This window comes from Rhodopila sp. (assembly GCF_965276935.1).
In the GTDB taxonomy this organism is placed as follows: domain Bacteria; phylum Pseudomonadota; class Alphaproteobacteria; order Acetobacterales; family Acetobacteraceae; genus Rhodopila.
Window position 1 is genome coordinate 1,737,713 of sequence record NZ_CBDIBS010000004.1, and the last position, 19,746, is coordinate 1,757,458.

Here is a 19,746-nt window from a genome sequence, read left to right on the forward strand (position 1 = left end):
CGGGATGTTTTCTATGCCCGAACTCTGGTGTTCCTGGCCGCCTCGTCTTCAGCGAACACCCAGAGCAACTCCAGATGGGCCGGCTCGTTGCGCGCCTTCAGCCACTCTTGAAAGGCCTGCGGCGAGATCGGGATCTCCTGCGAGCCGTTCCGGGATTTCCTGTAGGTCTTCGATGCCTCATGGTCTCGAAGCCATTCCTCGTAGGAGGTGTGCCGCAGCTCCACAACGATCTTCTGGAAGCCAGGGTAGTCGTGCTCTGAAATCAAAGGCAGGACACTCGGGGACATGGAACCTCCCAAACTTCACGCGGTCGTGAGGTTAGCAGCACCGGGTTTGGCGGTCGAGAAGATTGATTCGGTGGGCTGCCTGTGACGCCCCGGATCGACGCGCATTTGAAGGAGGATTTGTCGCCGTGGGGTCACAGGTGGCTTGCCACGGCCGCCTTTGGCCACCCGGAGGGCATCCCGCTGGTCAAGGCGACGATCGCTTGGCCCGCGATGCTTTGGTAGGCGATTACCTGTGGTAGCACGATGTGTCGCAGGGGCGTTCAGGGGTGCTATCGTGGCAGTAGACTACTTTGAAACAAAGCTGTCGGTGCTGATGAAGGAATGGGACTACTGCCAGACCCACATCGGTAGGTTTGATACCATCATTTTCGGTATCCGAGGTTGGGCGATCACGGCAGTTTCCGCTATCCTTGGTGTGGCATTCTCAAAACCGATGCCGGTATTAGTTCTACTCGCTGTGTTTCCAGTCTTCATGTTTTGGCTAATAGACGCTCTTAATAGGACAATCCAGAGACGCTTCCTGGGACGAGTGATCGAAATAGAGAGATACTTCCAGTCCGAGGCTTTTCGATGGGATATTGCAAGCGACACCTTCCAACAATTTGAGTCGCCAGTAGGTTTTACGTCCTACATCAAGAAGCGGCGGAAAAAGCAAGTCTTTGCCGTAGTTCGTGAAGCGTTTAGACCCAGCGTCGTCTTGGTGTATGGCTCAATTTTCGTGATAGGCTTGGTATGTTATTTCCGCCTCAACGGGTGTGATCTCTGGCTTCGCGGTTGGCGTTTCTTTAGTTGCGTCTCGGACTAAATATCGCCGAGCAACTCGTCCTGGAATGGTGTTCTTCCCGCGCGATCGTCGCCCTGTGATGGTTAAACCAAGGTCAAATTACCCTCTGCGTTAATGTGCCATGCCGTTAATTCTAACAAAATTCATTGCACTGGCGGAGAGAGTGGGATTCGAACCCACGGTACGCTTTCACGCACACACGCTTTCCAAGCGTGCGCCTTAAGCCGCTCGGCCATCTCTCCCGCGTCCGGTTTGCCACCACGGGCGGCCGGTCCATAGCATCACGGCGGCCCGCCGCAAACCCTGATCACGCATCCATCTTCAGCGCCGCCAGGAACGCCGATTGCGGGATTTCCACCTTGCCGAACTGGCGCATCCGCTTCTTGCCTTCCTTCTGCTTCTCCAGCAGCTTGCGTTTACGGGAGATGTCGCCGCCGTAGCATTTCGCCGTCACGTCCTTCGACAGCGCGCTGATCGTCTCCCGCGCCACCACCCGGCTGCCGATCGCCGCCTGGATGGCGATCTTGAACAACTGCTTGGGGATCAGGTCCTTCAGCCGCGAACAGATCGCCCGCCCGCGGTTTTCCGCCGCCGCCCGATGCGCGATGAACGACAGCGCATCCACCAGATCGCCGTTCACCAGGATGGAGATCCGCACCAGGTCGCTTTCCGCATAGCCATCCATCGCATAGTCGAAGCTGGCATAGCCGCGCGACACCGACTTCAGCCGGTCATAGAAGTCGAACACCACCTCGTTCAGCGGAATGCGGTACACCGCCATCGCCCGGTTGCCGACATAGGTCAGGTCCACCTGCTGGCCCCGCCGCTCAGTGCACAAACCAAGGACGCTGCCCAGGTACTCGTCCGGCACCATGATGGTGGCCTTGATCCAGGGTTCCTCGATCCGCTCGACGACCGAGCCGTCCGGCATGTCCACCGGGTTGTGCAGCTCCTGCATCTGCCCGTTGGTCCTGTAGACGTGGTAGACCACCGACGGCGCCGTGGCGATCAGCTCCAGCGCGAATTCCCGGGTCAGACGCTCCTGGATGATCTCCAGGTGCAACAGGCCCAGAAAGCCGCAGCGGAAGCCGAAGCCGAGCGCCGCGGACGTCTCCGGCTCATAGTGGAAGCTGGCGTCGTTCAGCCGCAGCTTGCCCAGGCTGTCGCGCAGCTTCTCGAAGTCGTCGGCATCGATCGGATACAGTCCGCACCACACCACCGGGATCGACGGCTTGAAGCCCGGCAGCGCTTCCGCCGTCGGCATGCGGTCATCGGTGATCGTGTCGCCCACGTTGCAGTCCGCCACCGTCTTGATCGCGGCGGTGATGAAGCCGATCTCGCCCGGACCCAGATCGTCCATCGGCACCATCTTCGGCGTGAACACGCCGACCTGCTCGACCGCGTGCACCGCGCCGGACGACATCATGCGGATCTTCTGTCCGCGCTTCATCCGCCCGTCCTTGATCCGCACCAGGATCACCACGCCCAGATACGGGTCGTACCAGCTATCCACCAGCAGCGCCTTCAGCGGCGCCTTGCCATCACCCTTCGGCGCCGGCAGGCGGGTGACCAATGCCTCCAGCACACCTTCGATGTTCAGCCCGGTCTTGGCGCTGATCTCCACCGCGTCGGAGGTATCCAGGCCGATCACGTCCTCGATCTGCTGCTTCACCCGCTCGGGTTCGGCGGCCGGCAAGTCGATCTTGTTGAGGATCGGCACGATCTCATGGTTGGCGTCAATCGCCTGGTAGACGTTCGCCAGGGTCTGCGCCTCGACCCCCTGGCTGGCATCGACCACCAGCAGGCTGCCCTCGCACGCGGCCAGGCTACGGCTGACCTCATAGGCGAAATCGACGTGGCCGGGCGTATCCATCAGATTGAGCTCGTAGACCAGCCCATCCCTGGCCTTGTAGGCCAGCCGAACCGTCTGCGCCTTGATGGTAATGCCGCGTTCACGCTCCAGCTCCATGTTGTCGAGGACCTGGTTGGTCATCTCCCGCGCCGTCAGGCCGCCGGTGACCTGGATGAGCCGGTCGGCCAGGGTGGATTTCCCATGGTCGATATGCGCGATAATGGAGAAGTTGCGGATACGCTCGATCGGGGTGTCGGTCATGGGCCTGCGCTATCGACCGGCTGCCGGAACGGCACGGTGCTGGCGCACAGATAGAGTGTCCGCTACCCCGTGTCACCCATTCCGCAAGAGCGATTCCTCAAGCGGCATTCATTCCGCCGGGGTATTGCCCAGGGGCATCCAAGGCATCCGCGGGCGCGGCAGCCTGGCCGCCAGCCGTTCCGCCCTGCGGCGGAGCCCGCCGATGCGGCCGACGCCGGCCAGCCGCCGGTCGAGGAAGGCCATTGTCGCCGCATCGTCCTCCGACATGTCGCGCAGCCAGAACAGCACGGTCGAGCTATAGACCGCCGTCAGGATGGCGCGCTTGGTATACCAACTGAAATCGGCTGAGCGGTCGCCGGCCGCGTGCCAGATCGCGTCGACCGTGCGCGCCGTGCATCCCGCCGCCGCACGGGCATTGCGCGGCAGCGACAGCACGGCGATTGCCCGCCGGATCGCCTCCTTGTGTGGGCGGTTCTGCGTCAGCCGCAGCGCGATGACCGCGCGGACCTTGGCGGAGACCCGCATCGCCGGCAGCGCCGCCGCCGCTGCCTCCATGCGCCGGTCGGCGAGGTCGCAGAACGTCTCGATCATGTCCACGGTGCCCAGCGGGAACAGCAGATCGGCTTCGTCGGCCGGCATCCCGGCGGCAGCGATGCCAGCCCGCAGCGCCCGCTTGCTCCAGCCGTCAAACGGCACGTTCGGCAGCATGGCGTCGATCGCCGCATCACGCTCCGGCAGTCGTTCGGGCGGCTCGATCATACGGGATCCCCTAGCGCGGTAGCGGCGCGGCTGAGTTCTTCGGTAAAGCCGAAATGGCGAAACTCGGTCATCCGCATGGTATACAGGATGCCATCAAGATGATCGTATTCATGCTGAATGATGCGGGCGTGAAGGCCGCTGACCTCGCGTGCGATCACGTTCCCGTCACAGTCGACTCCCCGGTAGCGAATCCGGTTCGCCCTGGGCACCGCCGCGCGCAGGCCGGGGATGGACAGGCAGCCTTCCCAGGCCAGACCGCGTTCCTCGCCGAGCAATTCGAGCGTCGGGTTGATCAGCACGCTGTTGCCGGCCGGCACATCGTCAGGGTCTTCCGTTATCCGTCCGCTGGGCAGGCGAAAGACGAACAGACGCAAGGGCTGGTAGACCTGCGGTGCGGCCAGTCCGACACCAGACGCATCCTCCATCGTCTCCAACATGTCGGCCACCAGCCGGCGGATCTCGGGCGCGCCGGGGTCAGGCACCGGGTCGGCGACACGCAGCAGCACCGGGTGTCCCATGCGGGCGATTTTCAGAATGGCCATGTTCGCTCCGTGTTACCTGCAACTCGAAATAGGCTTGTAACTCTGCAACGCCATGTTATGACCAGCATCTCCGCGCCGGCCTTCCGGCGGCGGAGCATCCGCGCACCCGATCGAAGGGGCGCACTGGAAAGGAGTATGCGGCCAAGTGCAAGTCCTCGTGCGTGACAACAACGTCGACCAGGCGCTGAAGGCGCTCAAGAAGAAGATGCAGCGGGAGGGGATTTTCCGCGAGATGAAGCTGCGGCGGCACTACGAGAAGCCGTCCGAGCGGCGCGCCCGCGAAGCCGCCGAAGCCGTGCGCCGCGCCAGGAAGCTGGAGCGCAAGCGGCTGGAGCGTGAGGGCTTCTAAAACACATCTGCCGAATGTTGGGCATTCTGTTGCGGCTTGGCCGGGCCGGCTCCCCACGCTGAGCATATGGCTGCTGGCATGGAAACGCGCCGCGTGCGTTTCGATCTGACCTAATGCCCACGCCTTGCCACCGGCGAAAATCCTGGCGCCTTGGCATGTTGAAAAGCCTCAGCCGGCGTTTTCAAAATCAGCATTCTGCCTCGCGTCCGGCGCTGGCAGATCCGTGTCGCGTGCCGGCCACCATGCCGCCTGACGCGCTTGGAACGACTAAAGCCGCGCCGACCACCGCCGCGGCCGACTGGCCCTGCTTGACGTAACCGCGACTTCGGGCACCCTTCCGGACAACAAGCCGGCGCAGCCGGAACGGGAGGAATGCGCCATGATGTTCAACCGCCTGGACCAGGCGAAATCGCTGACCGGCAACCAGATCAAGATCATCGTCGCGGCGATCGTCGGCGACATGCTGGAGTTCTTCGACTACTTCCTGATCGGCTTCGTGCTGGCCTTCATCATCAAGCCCTGGCACCTGACCTTCGGGCAGTCCGCCATCATCCTGCTGTCCTCCGGCATCGGCGCGATCCTGGGTGCTGCGATCTGGGGCCGCATCGCCGATGTCCATGGCCGGCGGAAAGTCTTCATCGGCACCATTCTCAACTTCTCCCTCGCCAGCTTCGTGCTGGCCTTCACGCCGGAGAACGGCTGGGTCTTCCTGTCGGTGTTCCGCTTCTTCGTCGGCTTCGGCGTCGGCGGATTGTATTGCGTCGACCTGCCGCTGGTGCAGGAATTCGTCCCGGCCCGCATGCGCGGCTTCATCGGCGGCCTGGTCACCGTGTTCATCCCGCTGGGCGTCATGATCGCGTCAGCCTTCGCTGCCTTCACCACGCAAGCGATCGGCTGGCGCGGCCTGTTCCTGGTAGGTGTCGTCCCCGCCGTCTTCACCCTGCTGGTGCGCGCCTGGGTGCCGGAGTCACCCCACTGGCTCGCCAGCCAGGGCCGGCGAGAGGAAGCCCGCGAATCGCTCGCCTGGGCATTGCGGATCGCCCCGGATACGCTGCCTCTGCCCGATGCGACGCCCAGGCAGCCGAACCCGCGCTGGCGCGAGCTGTTCCGCTATCCCAGAAGCGTCGCCGTGGCGTTTCTGTCCAGCATCGGCGCGCAGACTGCGTCCTACGGCATCACCCTGTGGGCGCCCACCTTGTTCGTGCTGCAACTGGGCGTAACCCCGGCCTATGCCGCCTACCTGTTCCTTTGGGTGCAGTTGTCCGGCATCGCCGGCCGCATCACCTTCGCCTGGCTATCGGATGCGCTGGGCCGGCGCCGCGCCGGGATGCTGGTCGGCTTCGGCGGTGCGGTCACCATCGCTGCTGCCGGCCTGCTGCACAACGAGTTCATCGGCGGCGTTTCGCTGTTCTGGCTGGGCATCGTCATCGCCGACTTCTTCTATGACGGCGGCTTCGCGGTGATCGGCCCCTATCTGGCCGAGGTCTGGCCCATCCGCCTGCGCACCACCGGCATGGGTGCCGCCTATGGCTTCGGCGGCATCGGCAAGATCATCGGCCCGCTGGGCCTGGCAATGATCGTCGGCACATCGGACATCATCACCCCCAAGGCCACGCTGGACGCGATCGGGCCGGCCTTCGCCTACTTCACCGCCTGCATGGCGCTGTGCGGCTGCGCCTTCCTGTTCTTCGGCTTCGAAACCGGCCGGCAATCCATCGGCGCCATCGATGACCAGCTGGTTGACAACGCCCTGGAGCGGGCCGGTGGCCGTGGAAAATGGCCCGCGAAAGATGCCCGCGCAAAATGAATGACCGGCTTGCTTTTCATTCGCCGGAAAATGCGTCATCGTTCAGCCTGTAGCACCGTTGCGGCGCATCATCTGGAGGCACTTGGATGACTGAACCTCACCCACAGGTCGCGAAGGCCCGCGCGCTGCATCCGCTGATCACGCGGGAGGGTGACGAAGTAAACCGCATCCGCGCTTTGACCCCCGCGATCGTCGCGGCGCTGAAGGAAGGCGGCTTCTTCCGCATGCTGCAACCCCGCTCGATCGGCGGCATGGAGCTGACGCCGTCCGAGTTCGCGCAGGTCACCGAGGCAATCTCCGCCGCGGACGGCTCCACCGCGTGGGTCGTCTGCCAGGGCAACGGCTGCGCGATGTCGGCGGCCTATCTCGATCCCAGGGTTGCCAAGGCGATGTTTGGCCCGATCGACGGCATCCTGGCCTGGGGTCCGCCGGGTGGTCCGTTCGAGGCGGAACGGGTCGATGGCGGCTACTGCCTCTCCGGCACTTGGCGCTTTGCCTCCGGCTCGCAGAATGCCACCTGGCTCGGCGCCCATGTGAAGATCGCCGGCACCAAGGATGCCCGCACCCTGCTGTTTCCCAAATCTAGCGCCAGGATGACCGACATCTGGCACACACTGGGCCTGCGGGGAACCGCCAGCAACGAATACACCGTCAAGGACCTGTTCGTGCCGAACGAGCGGGCGATGCAGCGCGATCAGGCGGTGGACCGGCGGGAAGCTGGGCCATTGTATCGTTTCACTAGCGGCCAGCTCTACTCGGCGGGGTTCGCCGGCGTCGGGTTGGGTATCGCCCGTGGCCTGATCGACGCGTTCCTAGCGCTGCCGGCCAACAAGGTGTCGCGCGGCGCCGGCCGTCCGTTGCGGGAGAATAACGTCATCCAGTCGCAGCTCGCCCAGTCCGAGGCACGCTGGCTCTCCGCCCGCGCCTTCCTGCACACAACGCTGCACGAGGTCCATGCGCATGTCGTCCGCCACGGCGAGATGACCGAACAGCAGGCGGCGATGATCCGCCTGGCCTCCACCTGGGCGATCAACCAGTCGCGGGAGGCGGTGAACACCCTGTTCCATGCCGCGGGTTCCGCCGCGGTGTTCGAGGATCAGCCGTTCGAACGCCGGCTGCGCGACATCCACACGGTGTCCCAGCAAGCCCAAGGACGCCAGCTTCATTATGAATCCGTGGGCCAGATCATGTTCGGCATGTCCGCCGAGAACCAGTTCTGAAAGGAGTTTCCAATGCCGGCACAGTCGTTGAACCACTATACGATCAAGGTCCGCGACCTGGAGCGGACGAAGGATTTCTATCAGGACGTCGTCGGGCTGAAGACTGGCGATCGCCCGCCGCTGCCGTTTCCCGGCTACTGGCTGTACTGCGGCGAGGTCCCAACCGTGCACCTGATCGGCCACCGCGCCGAGGATCCGGTCATCTCCGACAACCTTTCCGACCCGGCGCCGACCGGACGGCTGGATCACATCGCGTTCTCCTGCGACGGCTTGCAGCAAATGCGGGAGAACCTGCGGAAGCGGGATATCAAATACGACGAACGCGTACTACCGCGGCTCAACATGACGCAACTGTTCTACCTCGACCCGGATGGGATTTCGGTGGAGTGCAACTTCGATGCGAGCGAGACCGAGGTTGAAGCGATCAAGGGGTACTAGCGGCGACCGCCAGAAGCCGAGGCGCGTTTGAACGGACCAGTCATGGGGCGGGTGCAGGCCCTATTGCTTTGTATATGTCGAGAGAAGGCGTGGGTGCCGACCTCCGTCGGCATGACAAGGTGTCGCCTCCGTTGTGTCACTTCCTCCATCGTCTTGTAACCCATTCGCAACGCAAGGCGGCTGGATGAGCAACTTGTATGAGACCGATGTCGTGGCATGGTCGGAACGGCAAGCTGAATTGCTGCGGCGCGTCGCGGCTGGCGAGACCATCAACGATCAAGTCGATTGGCCGAACATCATCGATGAGGTGGAAACGGTGGGCCGATCCGAACGCGCGGCTCTCCGAAGCCACATCGCCGTGGTGCTGGAGCACCTTATCAAGCTGCAAGCCTCGCCGGCGACGGAACCGCGCAGCGGATGGAAGGCATCGATCGACCGGGCCAGGAACGGTATTTTCAAGGTCTTGAAGGACAACCCCAGCCTGCGTCCCGCGGTTGCCGGTCTGATCGCGGACGAGACGCCGGATGTTCGCACACTGGTTGTCAAGTTGCTGAACCGCTATGGCGAGCAGCCTGGTCTCGACACTGACAGTCTGACGTTCACCCAGGAACAGGTGCTTGATGACTGGTTTCCCTGACGCATCACATTGCCAACCCTGGTTCCGAGCAAGGCGCTACCGCTAAGATAGGCGCGTGGGCCACGCGGGATTTGGCATCGCCGAACGCCGGGGTCCGGTAGCAGCGCAGCCAAAAGTCCGGTTCAGCGTTCTCGACCAGCCGCTAGCGTCGGTTCTACCCGGAGCAAATTTTCATCCGCGGTGGCGCAGTGCATCGACCAGCAGAGCGAATGCCGGTGTGGGCTGGCGGCGGCTTGGATAGTAGAGATGATAGCCGGGGTAGGGCGGGCACCAATCGGCGAGCACTCGGACAAGTTGCCCGTTGGCGAGGTGTGCCTGCACGCTGTCCTCTGGCAGGTAGGCCAGGCCGAACCCCGCCAGTGCCGCGTCGAGCATCGGGGCGGTTGCGTTGAATGTGAGTTGGCCCTCGACCCTTATGCGCAACGCGCGTCCTCCCTTCTCGAACTCCCACGCGTAGAGGCCGCCAAGGGTTGGCAGGCGAAGGTTGATGCAGGCGTGCGACGTCAGGTCTTGCGGCGTTTCCGGCCTCCCCCATTTGGCGAGGTAGGCGGGCGCACCGACAACCGCGGAGCGCAGGTCCGGCCCGATCCGAACCGCAACCATGTCATTCGCCACCATCTCGCCGGTGCGGATGCCGGCGTCGAAACGCTCCGCGACGATGTTCGTCAGGCCGTAGTCGATGACGACCTCCACCTTGATGTTCGGGTTGTCCGGCAGCAGCCTCTCCAGGGCAGGCCACAGAACGGCGCGGACGGCGTGGTCGTGCGCGGTGATACGGATCGTGCCGGAGGGCTTGTCGCGCAGCGCGCTCAGGGCGGTCAGCTCCACATCGATTTCCTCAAGCCGCGGACCAGCGGCCTGAAGCAGGCGCTCCCCCGCCTCGGTTGGTGAGACGCTCCGTGTGGTCCGGGTGAGCAGCCGGAGGCCCAGCCTTGCCTCAAGCCCGCGGATGGTCTGGCTCAGTGCGGATTGCGAGACACCAAGCTGGGCGGCGGCACGGGTAAAGCTCCGCTCCCGCGCCACGGCGAGGAAGGCCACGATGTCATTCAGGTCCGTGCGGGGCATTCAGAAGACCAGCTTCTAGGTCCATTTGGATTTTAGCGCCTAATCGGCGGTAACCGCACCCCCTACATCGTCGTTCAAGCGTCACCGAAGGAGACGGGCGATGGAAATCAAACGAGCGGGCAGTCAGCCATCCGGCAAGGGGCAGGCGGAGTGGTTCACCGGGACAGTCCGCGTTGATCCGCTGTTCAGCGCGCCCGATCCGGCGCGGGTGGCCAGCGCGCTGGTCACGTTCGAGCCCGGCGCCCGCACTGCCTGGCACACGCATCCGCTCGGCCAGACCCTAGTCGTGACCGCCGGGTGCGGCTGGGTGCAGCGGGAGGGCGGGCCGGTTGAGGAAATCCGGCCCGGCGACGTGGTCTGGTTCGCCCCGGGCGAGAAGCACTGGCACGGCGCCTCCGCCACCACGGCCATGAGCCACATCGCCATCCAGGAAAAGCTGAACGGCTCGCCGGTTGACTGGATGGAGCAGGTCAGCGACGCGCAATACCGGCGCTGATCTTGCAAAACTCCGTTTAGGAGACCGACATGCGCAAACGCGAACTTGGCAGCAGCGGCCTGGAGGTCTCGGCCATCGGCCTCGGCTGCATGGGATTGAACTATCACCGCGGCGTTGCGCCGGATCGAAACGAGATGATCACGCTGATCCGCAAGGCGGTCGAGCGCGGCGTCACATTCTTCGACACGGCCGAATCCTACGGCCCCTTCACCAACGAGAGCCTGGTTGGCGAGGCTCTCGAACCCTTCAAGGGGCACGTTGTCATTGCCACGAAGTTCGGCCACGATCTAGGCGGCCTTAAATCATCCAACGGGCTCGACAGCCGCCCCAAACGCATCCGCCAGGTCGCCGAGGAGTCGCTGAAGCGGCTGCGGATCGAGGCCATCGACCTGTTCTACCAGCACCGCGTCGATCCCAGCGTGCCGATCGAGGACGTGGCAGGCGCAGTGAAAGACTTGATCGCGGTGGGCAAGGTCAGGCGTTTTGGCCTGTCGGAAGCGGGCGCCCAGACCATCCGGCGTGCGCACGCGGTCCAGCCCGTCACGGCGATCCAAAGCGAATACTCTCTCTGGTGGCGCCAGCCCGAAGAGCAGGTGCTGCCGGCCTGCGAGGAACTCGGGATCGGCTTTGTCCCCTACAGCCCGCTTGGCCGAGGCTTCCTCACCGGGAGCATCGACGAGACCACCCAATTCATCGGCAGCGACAACCGAGGCTCCCTGCCGCGGTTTGCGCCGGAGGCCCGCAAGGCAAACCGGCCGCTGGTTACCCTGCTGGAGGATGTCGGACACCGGAAGGATGCCACAGCGGCGCAGATCGCGCTTGCCTGGCTGCTGGCGCGAAGGCCGTGGGTCGTCCCGATCCCAGGCACCACGAAGCTGAACCGCCTGGAGGAGAACATCGGCGCGGCCTCCATCGAACTCACGCCCGACGATCTCCGCCACATCGAGGACGCCGCCGAACGGATCACCGTTCAGGGCGACCGGTATCCCCAGGCGGTGGAAGCGCTGTCGGGCCGGTAGGCAGGAGTGAAAGCGATGAACCCGACTTATGATTTTCGGGGCCAGGTCACCCTTGTCACAGGTGCCAGTTCCGGCATGGGACAGGCGACGGCGAAAGCCTTTGCCGAGGCAGGTGCCGCGAGACGGAGCGACGTTTCGTCTGATCTGGACGCTGACCATCTCCTGCGTGCATCAACCCGTGCATTCGGTTACGATCAGCAAATACTACCGTTTGCGGTTTTGCTGAATCGAACTTTCGGTTTCGTTGCTGCCGGAACCCTAACTCCGGCGCATCAATGTTCAACCCTGCTCTCCGGCCAGTCCTTGATCGATGTCCGCCAATGAATGCGATCCTGATCCGGCGGATAATCGCCCGCTGCCTTGTGGTAGCAGCACCGGTTGTCCCAGATCACCACATCGCCGACCCGCCACTTGTGCCGGTATTCCCCGTCCGGCTGAATCATCAGTGTTGTCAGTTCATCGATCAGGTCGTCGCTTTCCGCCTTCTCCGCGCCGTGTATGAACAGGATCTTGCCGGGATCGAAATACAGCGACTTTCGCCCCGTCTCCACATGCCTGGGGATGATCGGGTGCATCGCCGGCGGCCGGTCGCGATCCTCCGGGTTCAGCAGCGCCTGACTCTGCCGTCGGCCGCCGTAGGTGAACGCCCCGGCCACACCTTCCAGCCGGTGTTTCAACCGATCCGGCATCGCGTCATACGCGGCATGGCCACTGGCGAACAACGTGTCCCCACCGGTATCCGGCACCGCCAGGCTGTACAACTGCGTCGCCTTGAACGGCACTACGTCGTAGGCTCCGTCGGTATGCCAGCCTTCCGCCCCGCGGCGATAGATCGCCTGGTTCAGCGTCCCATCCGGCTGGAATTTCCCGACACCGAGCACCGTGATTTCTGGCTGATCAGGATGGCGCGTGCTCTTTGACGGGTGCGGGGAAACCGCCCCAAAACGCCGGCTGTAGGCCAGGAACGCCTCGATCGACAGTTCCTGCCCGGTGACGACCATGACGCCGTGATCGAGCCAGGCGTGATAGATCGGCGCGAACCCGGCATCGTCCAAGCTGCGTAGATCGACCCCGGAAACCTCGACCCCGATTTGCGGACCCATGCGACGTATCTGAACCATCGGCCGTGCTCCCTGCTGCTAGACCTCCAGCCATTCTCGCCTGATAGTGCCGTTCAACGCCAGATCGTCCGGCGTGCCCTCGAAGACGATCTGCCCATGCCCCTCACATACAGCCGGCGGAAGATCTTCAGCGCGATCGTCGGTTTCTGCTCTACCAGCAGGATCGCCATGCCCTGGCTGGCGATTTCCGCCAGCAGCACGCCGCTGTTCCACCAGCAGCGGCGCCAATCCCTCGGTGGTCTTATCGATCAGGATCAGGTTGGGATCACCATCAGGGTGCGGCACATCGTCAGCATTTGCTGCTCGCCGCCGGACAGCAGTCCCGCCTGGAGATCCCGCCGGCTGCTCAGGTCAAGAACCTCCGGCAGCAGCCGTGATGCGGAGTGTCAATCGCCGGACCCGCACGGCAAACCTGTTCGCTTGATCGTCGCGGTGACGATGCTCAAGGTGGCTGGCGCATGAACCGGATTGTGCATCACGTAACACCACCGCAAACTCCGCCGCCACCACCGCCGGATGAACCCCATGTCCATGATCGACACCGAAGCCTTCCTGCGTGACCTGCACGAGCTGCGCAAGATCGGCCAGTTCCGCACCGGCGTGCATCGCCCCACCTTCTCGCCACAGGACATGGAATCCCGCCACTGGCTGATCGATCGCCTGACCGCCTGCGGGCTGCAGGCTTCCATTGACGGCATCGGCAACGTCTATGGCCGGCACAAGGGTTCCGGCCCGCACTTGCTGTGCGGCAGCCACATTGAATCGCAGAACGAAGCCGGCTGGCTCGACGGCGCGCTCGGCGTCCTCGCCGCCGTCGCCCTGGCACGCGCCGGCCTGCCCGTCGATGTCTGCGCCTTCGCCGATGAGGAAGGTCACTTCGACGGCGGCTTCCTCGGCAGCCGCTCCATCATCGGCGAGTTGTCCGAGGACGAGATCGACCGCAGCCGCAACCGCACCGACGGCACGCCCCTGCGCGACGCGCTGCGCACCGCCGGGCTGGACGGCAGGCCGCGCATGCGCCTCGAAGCCGGCCGCCACAAGGGCTTCTTCGAGATGCACATCGAGCAGGGCACGCAACTGGAACAGGGCAACCTGCGCATCGGCGTCGTCACCGGCATCGTCGCCATCTGGCAGTGGCGCCTGAAGGTCCAGGGCCAGCAGGACCACGCCGGTGGCACCACGATGCAGGAACGCAAGGACGCCGGCCTGACCGCGGTGCGCCTGCTCGCCGCCATCGACGCCGAGTTTCCCCGTATCGCCGGCGAGCGCAGCACATGGACCACCGGCCGCATCACCCTGGACCCCGGCGCGCCCAACATCATCCCCGGCACCGCCGAAATCCTGTTCCAGTTCCGCGACGTATCCATGCCCGCACTGGAACGGATGGAGGCAACCCTGCGGGCGCTGGTGCGGGAAGCCAACCGTCGGGAACGCTGCACCGTCAGCCTGGTAGCCGTCTCCAAGGCGATCCCGGCGCTCTGCGACCCGGCGATGATGCAGGCGCTGTCGGCGGCGGCGGAACAGCTCGTTTCCGATGGGTGGCAGATGATGCCTTCCGGCGCCGGCCACGATGCGCAGAACATCGCCCGCCACATGCCGGCCGCTATGTTGTTCGTGCCATCCATCGGCGGGATCAGCCATCACTGGGCCGAGGACACCAGCGATGCGGATCTCGCCCTCGGCATTCAGGTGCTGGACAATGCCGCGCGGCGCTTCCTCGCCGTCTGAGCCTTGGCTTTTCCGAGTCTGACAGTGCAAAGGGCCTGCTCCGCATGATGAATCTGATGACCGGGCTGCTTGGCCTGGGCGGCCACCTCGGCGGCTGGCGCCATCCGGATGCCTGGTCCGATCAGGTCATGAACCTCGACCACGCCATCACGCTGGCGCGGACGGCGGAGCGCGGCAAGTTCGACCTGCTGTTCCTGGCCGATGGCAACGCGGTGCGGCAGATGGACAAGCCGGCGCTGTTCGCCGCCAACAGTCCGTCCGACCGGCCTGCGGTGTTCGAGCCGCTGACCCTGCTCACGGCGGTGTCGCAGCACACAAGCTGCATCGGCCTGCTTGCCACCGCCACCACCACCTATGACGAGCCCTACTCCCTCGCCCGCCGCTTCGCCTCATTGGATCATCTGAGCAAGGGCCGCGCGTGCTGGAACATCGTGACGTCATCGTATCCGGATGACTCGCTGAACTACAGCCGCACCGAGCACGTCGCCAAGGACATCCGTTACGAACGCGCCCGGGAATTCGTCACGATAGCCAAAGGTTTGTGGGACAGTTGGGCGGAGGACGCCTTCGTGCAGGACAAGGCGACCGGCCAGTTCCTCGACCCGACACGGGTGCGCGTGCTGAACCACGTCGGCAAGCATTTCTCGGTCAAGGGCCCGCTGAACGTCGCCCGCATGCCGCAGGGCTATCCGGTGCTGTTCCTGGCCGGCCAGTCGGAGGATGGACGCGAACTCGCCGCCCAGCACGCCGACTGCGTCTTTGCTGTCGCCAACACCAAGCCAGCCGGCCAGGCGTTCTATGCCGACGTCAAAGGGCGGCTGGATCGTTACGCACGTGCCGCGAATTCTTTGCGAATCCTGCCGGGCGCGGCAGTCTATGTCGGCCGCACGCGGGCCGAGGCGGATGAGCTGTTCGAGGAACTGCAATCGCTGATCGCGCCCTCCCTCGGCGTGCCGTACCTGTCGAAACTGGTGGAGATGGACCTGTCCGGCATTCCCCTGGACGACCCGCTGCCCGACCTGTCCGGTGAAACGCTTGGCATTGCCAGCTTCCGCAAGACCATCGCCGAGATGGCCGCGCGCGACAGGCTGACCATTCGGCAGACCTATGAGCGGGTGCTGCCGTCGATGGGCCACGTCACCTTCAAGGGCAACGCCAGCGATATCGCGGATCAGATGGAGGATTGGTACAACGGCAAGGCCTGCGACGGGTTCAATGTCACCATGCCGGTGCTGCCGCGCTGCCTGAACGACTTCGTTACACTGGTGATCCCGGAACTGCAACGGCGCGGCCTGTTCCGCACCGAATATCACGGCCACACGCTGCGCGAACGGATGGGCCTGCCAACACCGAAAAACCCCTATTTCACATCAGGCGTGAAGGCCGCGGAATGACTGCGACCTGCTGATGGACGTCGCTGGACGCGGCTTCTGTACAATCACGAAACCGCAAGCGGCAGCCACACATCTTGGCCCGCGTCCGCCGTGACCAGAGGAACAGTGGTGGCGATCGGACCCGGACTCGACAGCCGGTCCTTTGCTGTCAGGCCGTCATGCAACCACGTCGGCCTCCGGACGATCGCCACCGTCGGACCTCTCCGAATGCCACTGGCCGGCCTCATCCTGGTACTCGATCTGTGTCGTCTCACCGCCGAGCTGCTGTTCGAGGGCAACACGCTTGGCCGCGGCCAGCGCCGCCGCCTTGCTAGTGAACGGCTCCGAGAAGACGTCTTCAAGCTTATAGGCCCAGCCGCCATCGTGCTGGACAATCCGGTAGTGAATTTTCGCCATCATCCGTCCTTCAGGGCAAACATGCTACAGATAGCGCTCGCACTGCCGCTTTGAAGATGGTGACGACGCTCAGCCAAGAGAGGCACACAATGACCGATGCTGCCAGCCAGGACGGCAACGCCGCCCAGATCGCCTATTGGAACGACAGGGCCGCGGTGACCTGGACCGCCTTCCAGACGCACCTCGATGCGGTGTTCGCGCCGCTGACCGCCATCGCGGTGAAGGCCGCCGCGCCCGCTCCGAATGAGCATGTGATCGACATCGGCTGCGGCTGCGGCGCCACGGTGCTGGAACTGGCACGCCGCGTCGGGCCGTCCGGCGATGTGTTGGGCGTGGACGTGTCCGAGCCGATGGCAGCCCGCGCCCGGGAGCGGATCGCGAGCGAGAACCTGGCCAATGCGCACGTTCTTGTGTCCGACGCCGCGACGCATGACTTCCCGCCGGGGGGCGCCGATCTGCTGTTCTCTCGCTTTGGCGTGATGTTCTTTACCGATCCCACGGCGGCCTTCGCCAACCTGCGGCGCGCGATGCGACCCGGCGGGCGGCTGTTGTTCGCCTGCTGGCGGCCATTGGCGGACAATGCCTGGTTCAGCCTGCCGCTGGACGCGGCGCTCGCATTATTGCCGCCCCAACCGCCGTTCGATCCACATGCGCCCGGCCCTTACGCCTTCGCCGATGCCGAACGCGTACGCGGCATCCTGACCACGGCCGGCTGGCGAGACCCCGACGCGGTTCGCCATGACGTCCCGATGCGCCTGTCCGGGCCTGGCGAACGTGACAAGGCCACGGAGTTCGCAACGCGCGTCGGTCCGCTGGCTCGGCTGCTGGCGGAGGCGGACCCCGACTTGCGTGCCGCCGCCTGCCAAGCGGTCGCGACGGCGCTGAGCCCGCACGATGGCGTTGATGGCATCACCCTCCAAGGCTCGATCTGGCTGGTGTCGGCACGGGCGTGATCGGGACGAATTCGATCTCGATCAGGCAAATGACGACCGAGGACGTCCCTTCCGCACAACGGCTGCTCTCGCAACTTGGCTATTCGATCGACGTTGGGGAAGTCAGGCGGCGCTACGGCGCGGTGAACCAGTCCAGCGACCATGTCCTTGTGGTCGCCGAACAAGGCGGGTTCATCATTGCGCTCTGCCACATGTTTGCGCGCCCAGCGCTGGATAAACCACCGGAGGCAGTCGTCCAGGCGCTGGTCGTCGACCAGGCCTCTCGGGGCAATGGGGTGGGCAAGATCATGATGGAAACGGTCGAGTCCTGGGCCGCGGACCACGGGTTCACATCCATTGCCCTCGCCTCGCATGTGTCACGATCCGATGCGCATGCCTTTTATGAAGCCATTGGTTATCGGCGGGAGGCGACGTCCTATCTATTCCGGAAACCGATCGAGTAACGTTCCTTGGTTTCGCTGGAATCAAAATATCCCAGCCGCCAGTCCGCCGGCCATGGCGGCGCCCAGTTCAAGACACCGTGCCAGATCAGCCTCATCAAGAACCTTCGGCGCCAGGATAGCCTCCGCCGTCTGCGCCCGGGTACATACGATCACAGGATCTGCCACGGCCCGCAGGCGCCAGCCGGTCGCGATGCGGGCGATCTGCCGAGCGGTATTTTCGCCGTCGCTGCCGGCGCAGATCAGGGTGGCGTAGGGGCGGCCATTGATGCGGTCCAGCACCGGGTAGTAGGTCCGGTCGAAGAAGTCTTTCATTCGGCCCGCCATCGATGCCAGGTTCTCCGGCGTCGCGAAGATATAGCCATCGGCGGCGAGAACATCGGCTGCGCCAGCCTCCGTGGCACCCACCAGCCGCACCGCTACCGCTGCCTCATCGGACGCGCCCTGTTCGGCTGCTTGCGCCATCTGCCGCGTGCCGCCGGTCATCGAGTGGAACACGATCAGCAGCGTCTTCATGCAAGACGAATGACGTCACGCAAAGGCCGTCCTTTGCCGGGTCACAGCGCTCACGCCAGCCGTTACCACCAGGTTCAGCACCAGCGCCACGACGCCGATGTTCAGGTCGCGGATGACCTCCGGCAGGGCCGGGAACAGCGTCGCGAAGGTGGTGTGGCTCAGCGTCGTCGCCGCCACCGTTGCGACGCCCACGCAGATCCCGGCGAAGGCGCCCTCCTTCGTCACCGGGTTGCGGTCCAGCAGGCTGCACACCAGCGACGGAAAAAGCTGCGTCACGAAGCTGTACCCCATCAGCAGCAGCGCCACGATCGTGGTGCCGCCGCGCAGCGTGAACACCACCGACACCAGCGCCACCACCGGCACCATCAGCTTGGCCGCGCGCGAAATCGCCGCGTCTGCCGCCGCCGGCCGGAACGCGCGGAAGATGTTGTTGGCGAGCAGCGTCGCCGATGCCATCAGGATCATCGATCCCGGCACCAGTGCCGTCAGCACGCCAGCCGCGCCGATCACACCGACGAACCACGGATCAAAACTCTTGATCGACAGCCGCAGCAGCGACAGGTCGATCTCCGGCCCCTTCAGGCCGGGCACCTGCAGGATCGCCGCGAAGCCGACGAAGAACACGAACAGCAGGATAAGCTGGTAAAGCGGCAGCAGCGCCGCGTTGCGACGGAACGCCCGCTCCTCCTTCGCGGTGAACACCGAGCCGAAGGTGTGCGGCCACATATAGAAGCCCAGCGCCGTCAGCAGCACGGTGGAATCGAACCAGGCGACACTTTCGCCTTGCGCCGGCAATGCCAGGAAGCCGGGTTTCGCCACCTGCACCGCCTGGAACATCGCGCCGATGCCGCCATAATAGTGCAGCGGCAGGTAGATCCCGAGGAAAATCACCAGCACCAGGATCGACGTGTCCTTGGCCACCGCCGTCCAGGCCGATCCATGGACGCCGGACACCATCACATAGATCGTGACGACGGCGGCGCCGATCCAGATCGAGAGCGCGGGCGAGATCGCGCCATAGGCCGCGGCATCGACGATGATCCCCAGCCCCTTGAGTTGCAGCACCAGATACGGGATCAGCGCGACGATGCCGACCAGCGCGACCAGGATGCCCAGCGCCGGGCTGTCGTATTTGCGGGCGAAGAAATCCGGCTGCGCGATCAGCCGGTGCTGCTTGGCGTAGCGCCAGACCGGCGGCAGCACCCAGTAGGACAGCACATACGCCAGGCAGCCGTAGGACAGGATGTAGTAAGCCGGCGCGCCATGCCCGTAGGAAAAGCCGCTGCCGCCGAGGAAGGTGAAGGTCGTGTAGATCTCGCCCGCCATCAGGACGAAGACCAGGATGGTGCCGAAGCCGCGGCCGCCCACCGTCCATTGCTCCAGGTCCATGTCCTTGCCCCGGCGGGCACGGATGCCCAATGCCAACACGCCGGCGACAGTGGCGAAGATGATGATCAGCGCGGCGTTCATTACGAGGCATCCCGGTTGGCGGGATCGCACAGATAGACGACGGTCATGATCACCGACGTCAAAACGATCCACAGCACGATCCAGGCCAGCAGCAGCGGCATGCCCAGGATCATCGGCGTTACCCGGTTGAGCAGGGGCACGCCACCCAGGATGCCAACGAACGGCAGCACGGCCAGCCATCGGACAATCGACATCATATTACCTGTTGCTTT

General features: G+C 64.4%; 23 protein-coding genes and 1 tRNA gene. 12 read left to right on the forward strand and 12 right to left on the reverse strand.

Annotated features, from left to right (window positions below; genetic code table 11):
- Positions 1–11 precede the first annotated feature (11 nt).
- The gene (locus tag ACQY4S_RS24360; protein ID WP_428487770.1) at positions 12–287 is read right to left on the reverse strand and encodes a hypothetical protein; all 276 of its coding nucleotides are present in this window, start codon (positions 285–287) and stop codon (positions 12–14) included.
- 274 nt (positions 288–561) lie between these two features.
- On the opposite strand from ACQY4S_RS24360, the gene ACQY4S_RS24365 reads away from it, so the two are divergent.
- Entirely contained in the window at positions 562–1,092 is a 531-nt protein-coding gene (locus ACQY4S_RS24365) for a hypothetical protein (protein ID WP_428487771.1), read from the forward strand.
- Between the two features lie 131 nt (positions 1,093–1,223).
- Here ACQY4S_RS24365 and ACQY4S_RS24370 read toward each other — a convergent pair.
- From ACQY4S_RS24370 to def, 4 genes are all read right to left on the reverse strand, one after another.
- Positions 1,224–1,313, reverse strand: a tRNA-Ser gene (locus tag ACQY4S_RS24370).
- Between the two features lie 65 nt (positions 1,314–1,378).
- Complete coding sequence (gene lepA / locus ACQY4S_RS24375) at positions 1,379–3,184, reverse strand: translation elongation factor 4 (protein ID WP_428487772.1); 1,806 nt, start codon at positions 3,182–3,184, stop codon at positions 1,379–1,381.
- Positions 3,185–3,292: 108 nt separating this feature from the next.
- Complete coding sequence (locus ACQY4S_RS24380) at positions 3,293–3,943, reverse strand: COQ9 family protein (protein WP_428487773.1); 651 nt, start codon at positions 3,941–3,943, stop codon at positions 3,293–3,295.
- Positions 3,940–4,485: a peptide deformylase gene (gene def / locus ACQY4S_RS24385; RefSeq protein ID WP_428487774.1), complete on the reverse strand. Its 546-nt coding sequence runs from the start codon at positions 4,483–4,485 to the stop codon at positions 3,940–3,942. The genes ACQY4S_RS24380 and def overlap by 4 nt, the downstream gene beginning before the upstream one ends.
- Positions 4,486–4,630: 145 nt before the next feature.
- Between def and rpsU the strand changes: the two genes are divergently transcribed.
- The 5 genes from rpsU to ACQY4S_RS24410 all read left to right on the forward strand — a co-directional run bounded on the left by rpsU (position 4,631) and on the right by ACQY4S_RS24410 (position 8,936).
- On the forward strand, positions 4,631–4,834 hold the full coding sequence (rpsU, locus tag ACQY4S_RS24390) for a 30S ribosomal protein S21 (RefSeq protein WP_048860545.1): 204 nt from the start codon (positions 4,631–4,633) through the stop codon (positions 4,832–4,834).
- Between the two features lie 379 nt (positions 4,835–5,213).
- Positions 5,214–6,641 (forward strand): MFS transporter, encoded by a 1,428-nt coding sequence (locus tag ACQY4S_RS24395; RefSeq protein ID WP_428487775.1) that lies wholly within the window; start codon positions 5,214–5,216, stop codon positions 6,639–6,641.
- An 86-nt stretch (positions 6,642–6,727) separates the two neighbouring features.
- A complete protein-coding gene (locus tag ACQY4S_RS24400) occupies positions 6,728–7,861 on the forward strand; it encodes an acyl-CoA dehydrogenase family protein (RefSeq protein WP_428487776.1) in 1,134 nt (377 codons plus the stop codon).
- Between the two features lie 12 nt (positions 7,862–7,873).
- Complete coding sequence (locus ACQY4S_RS24405; protein WP_428487777.1) at positions 7,874–8,299, forward strand: VOC family protein; 426 nt, start codon at positions 7,874–7,876, stop codon at positions 8,297–8,299.
- 184 nt (positions 8,300–8,483) lie between these two features.
- On the forward strand, positions 8,484–8,936 hold the full coding sequence (locus ACQY4S_RS24410) for a DUF29 domain-containing protein (protein ID WP_428487778.1): 453 nt from the start codon (positions 8,484–8,486) through the stop codon (positions 8,934–8,936).
- Between the two features lie 171 nt (positions 8,937–9,107).
- On the opposite strand, the gene ACQY4S_RS24415 is transcribed toward ACQY4S_RS24410, so the two are convergent.
- The gene (locus tag ACQY4S_RS24415) at positions 9,108–10,001 is read right to left on the reverse strand and encodes a LysR family transcriptional regulator (RefSeq protein ID WP_428487779.1); all 894 of its coding nucleotides are present in this window, start codon (positions 9,999–10,001) and stop codon (positions 9,108–9,110) included.
- 100 nt (positions 10,002–10,101) lie between these two features.
- On the opposite strand from ACQY4S_RS24415, the gene ACQY4S_RS24420 reads away from it, so the two are divergent.
- Positions 10,102–10,497: a (R)-mandelonitrile lyase gene (locus ACQY4S_RS24420; RefSeq protein WP_428487780.1), complete on the forward strand. Its 396-nt coding sequence runs from the start codon at positions 10,102–10,104 to the stop codon at positions 10,495–10,497.
- Positions 10,498–10,526: 29 nt separating this feature from the next.
- Positions 10,527–11,516: an aldo/keto reductase gene (locus ACQY4S_RS24425; protein ID WP_428487781.1), complete on the forward strand. Its 990-nt coding sequence runs from the start codon at positions 10,527–10,529 to the stop codon at positions 11,514–11,516.
- 272 nt (positions 11,517–11,788) lie between these two features.
- Here the strand turns inward: ACQY4S_RS24425 and ACQY4S_RS24430 are convergent, their stop codons facing one another.
- Both ACQY4S_RS24430 and ACQY4S_RS24435 read right to left on the reverse strand, forming a co-directional pair.
- A complete protein-coding gene (locus tag ACQY4S_RS24430) occupies positions 11,789–12,637 on the reverse strand; it encodes a TauD/TfdA dioxygenase family protein (protein WP_428487782.1) in 849 nt (282 codons plus the stop codon).
- A gap of 18 nt (positions 12,638–12,655) precedes the next feature.
- Positions 12,656–12,922 (reverse strand): hypothetical protein, encoded by a 267-nt coding sequence (locus ACQY4S_RS24435; protein ID WP_428487783.1) that lies wholly within the window; start codon positions 12,920–12,922, stop codon positions 12,656–12,658.
- A 240-nt stretch (positions 12,923–13,162) separates the two neighbouring features.
- On the opposite strand from ACQY4S_RS24435, the gene ACQY4S_RS24440 reads away from it, so the two are divergent.
- Entirely contained in the window at positions 13,163–14,365 is a 1,203-nt protein-coding gene (locus ACQY4S_RS24440) for a Zn-dependent hydrolase (RefSeq protein WP_428487784.1), read from the forward strand.
- A 56-nt stretch (positions 14,366–14,421) separates the two neighbouring features.
- Positions 14,422–15,759 carry an LLM class flavin-dependent oxidoreductase gene (locus tag ACQY4S_RS24445; RefSeq protein WP_428487785.1) on the forward strand — a complete coding sequence of 446 codons (1,338 nt, stop codon included), beginning with the start codon at positions 14,422–14,424 and terminating at the stop codon, positions 15,757–15,759.
- Between the two features lie 156 nt (positions 15,760–15,915).
- On the opposite strand, the gene ACQY4S_RS24450 is transcribed toward ACQY4S_RS24445, so the two are convergent.
- Positions 15,916–16,158 (reverse strand): DUF2188 domain-containing protein, encoded by a 243-nt coding sequence (locus ACQY4S_RS24450; RefSeq protein ID WP_428487786.1) that lies wholly within the window; start codon positions 16,156–16,158, stop codon positions 15,916–15,918.
- An 86-nt stretch (positions 16,159–16,244) separates the two neighbouring features.
- On the opposite strand from ACQY4S_RS24450, the gene ACQY4S_RS24455 reads away from it, so the two are divergent.
- Both ACQY4S_RS24455 and ACQY4S_RS24460 read left to right on the forward strand, forming a co-directional pair.
- On the forward strand, positions 16,245–17,108 hold the full coding sequence (locus ACQY4S_RS24455) for a class I SAM-dependent methyltransferase (protein ID WP_428487787.1): 864 nt from the start codon (positions 16,245–16,247) through the stop codon (positions 17,106–17,108).
- A 29-nt stretch (positions 17,109–17,137) separates the two neighbouring features.
- Positions 17,138–17,551, forward strand: a complete 414-nt coding sequence (locus ACQY4S_RS24460) for an N-acetyltransferase family protein (protein ID WP_428487788.1) — start codon at positions 17,138–17,140, stop codon at positions 17,549–17,551.
- Between the two features lie 21 nt (positions 17,552–17,572).
- On the opposite strand, the gene ACQY4S_RS24465 is transcribed toward ACQY4S_RS24460, so the two are convergent.
- From ACQY4S_RS24465 to ACQY4S_RS24475, 3 genes are read right to left on the reverse strand one after another with little or no spacing between them, the layout of a single operon-like run.
- The gene (locus ACQY4S_RS24465; RefSeq protein ID WP_428487789.1) at positions 17,573–18,064 is read right to left on the reverse strand and encodes a flavodoxin family protein; all 492 of its coding nucleotides are present in this window, start codon (positions 18,062–18,064) and stop codon (positions 17,573–17,575) included.
- 15 nt (positions 18,065–18,079) lie between these two features.
- Positions 18,080–19,534 carry a sodium:solute symporter family protein gene (locus tag ACQY4S_RS24470; RefSeq protein ID WP_428487790.1) on the reverse strand — a complete coding sequence of 485 codons (1,455 nt, stop codon included), beginning with the start codon at positions 19,532–19,534 and terminating at the stop codon, positions 18,080–18,082.
- Entirely contained in the window at positions 19,534–19,731 is a 198-nt protein-coding gene (locus ACQY4S_RS24475) for a DUF3311 domain-containing protein (RefSeq protein WP_428487791.1), read from the reverse strand. Before ACQY4S_RS24475 ends, ACQY4S_RS24470 begins: the two co-directional genes overlap by 1 nt.
- Positions 19,732–19,746: the final 15 nt, after the last annotated feature.

What these genes read in the sequence shown, in the direction of transcription:
- ACQY4S_RS24465 (WP_428487789.1), bottom strand. Translation starts at nt 18,064, where the DNA reads ATGAAGACGCTGCTGATCGTGTTCCACTCGATGACCGGCGGCACGCGG.
- ACQY4S_RS24395 (WP_428487775.1), top strand. Translation starts at nt 5,214, where the DNA reads ATGATGTTCAACCGCCTGGACCAGGCGAAATCGCTGACCGGCAACCAG.
- ACQY4S_RS24470 (WP_428487790.1), bottom strand. Translation starts at nt 19,534, where the DNA reads ATGAACGCCGCGCTGATCATCATCTTCGCCACTGTCGCCGGCGTGTTG.
- ACQY4S_RS24475 (WP_428487791.1), bottom strand. Translation starts at nt 19,731, where the DNA reads ATGATGTCGATTGTCCGATGGCTGGCCGTGCTGCCGTTCGTTGGCATC.
- ACQY4S_RS24455 (WP_428487787.1), top strand. Translation starts at nt 16,245, where the DNA reads ATGACCGATGCTGCCAGCCAGGACGGCAACGCCGCCCAGATCGCCTAT.
- ACQY4S_RS24425 (WP_428487781.1), top strand. Translation starts at nt 10,527, where the DNA reads ATGCGCAAACGCGAACTTGGCAGCAGCGGCCTGGAGGTCTCGGCCATC.
- def (WP_428487774.1), bottom strand. Translation starts at nt 4,485, where the DNA reads ATGGCCATTCTGAAAATCGCCCGCATGGGACACCCGGTGCTGCTGCGT.
- ACQY4S_RS24400 (WP_428487776.1), top strand. Translation starts at nt 6,728, where the DNA reads ATGACTGAACCTCACCCACAGGTCGCGAAGGCCCGCGCGCTGCATCCG.
- ACQY4S_RS24430 (WP_428487782.1), bottom strand. Translation starts at nt 12,637, where the DNA reads ATGGTTCAGATACGTCGCATGGGTCCGCAAATCGGGGTCGAGGTTTCC.
- ACQY4S_RS24460 (WP_428487788.1), top strand. Translation starts at nt 17,138, where the DNA reads ATGACGACCGAGGACGTCCCTTCCGCACAACGGCTGCTCTCGCAACTT.
- ACQY4S_RS24440 (WP_428487784.1), top strand. Translation starts at nt 13,163, where the DNA reads ATGTCCATGATCGACACCGAAGCCTTCCTGCGTGACCTGCACGAGCTG.
- ACQY4S_RS24450 (WP_428487786.1), bottom strand. Translation starts at nt 16,158, where the DNA reads ATGATGGCGAAAATTCACTACCGGATTGTCCAGCACGATGGCGGCTGG.
- ACQY4S_RS24410 (WP_428487778.1), top strand. Translation starts at nt 8,484, where the DNA reads ATGAGCAACTTGTATGAGACCGATGTCGTGGCATGGTCGGAACGGCAA.
- ACQY4S_RS24415 (WP_428487779.1), bottom strand. Translation starts at nt 10,001, where the DNA reads ATGCCCCGCACGGACCTGAATGACATCGTGGCCTTCCTCGCCGTGGCG.
- ACQY4S_RS24380 (WP_428487773.1), bottom strand. Translation starts at nt 3,943, where the DNA reads ATGATCGAGCCGCCCGAACGACTGCCGGAGCGTGATGCGGCGATCGAC.
- lepA (WP_428487772.1), bottom strand. Translation starts at nt 3,184, where the DNA reads ATGACCGACACCCCGATCGAGCGTATCCGCAACTTCTCCATTATCGCG.
- ACQY4S_RS24360 (WP_428487770.1), bottom strand. Translation starts at nt 287, where the DNA reads ATGTCCCCGAGTGTCCTGCCTTTGATTTCAGAGCACGACTACCCTGGC.
- ACQY4S_RS24420 (WP_428487780.1), top strand. Translation starts at nt 10,102, where the DNA reads ATGGAAATCAAACGAGCGGGCAGTCAGCCATCCGGCAAGGGGCAGGCG.
- ACQY4S_RS24405 (WP_428487777.1), top strand. Translation starts at nt 7,874, where the DNA reads ATGCCGGCACAGTCGTTGAACCACTATACGATCAAGGTCCGCGACCTG.
- ACQY4S_RS24445 (WP_428487785.1), top strand. Translation starts at nt 14,422, where the DNA reads ATGACCGGGCTGCTTGGCCTGGGCGGCCACCTCGGCGGCTGGCGCCAT.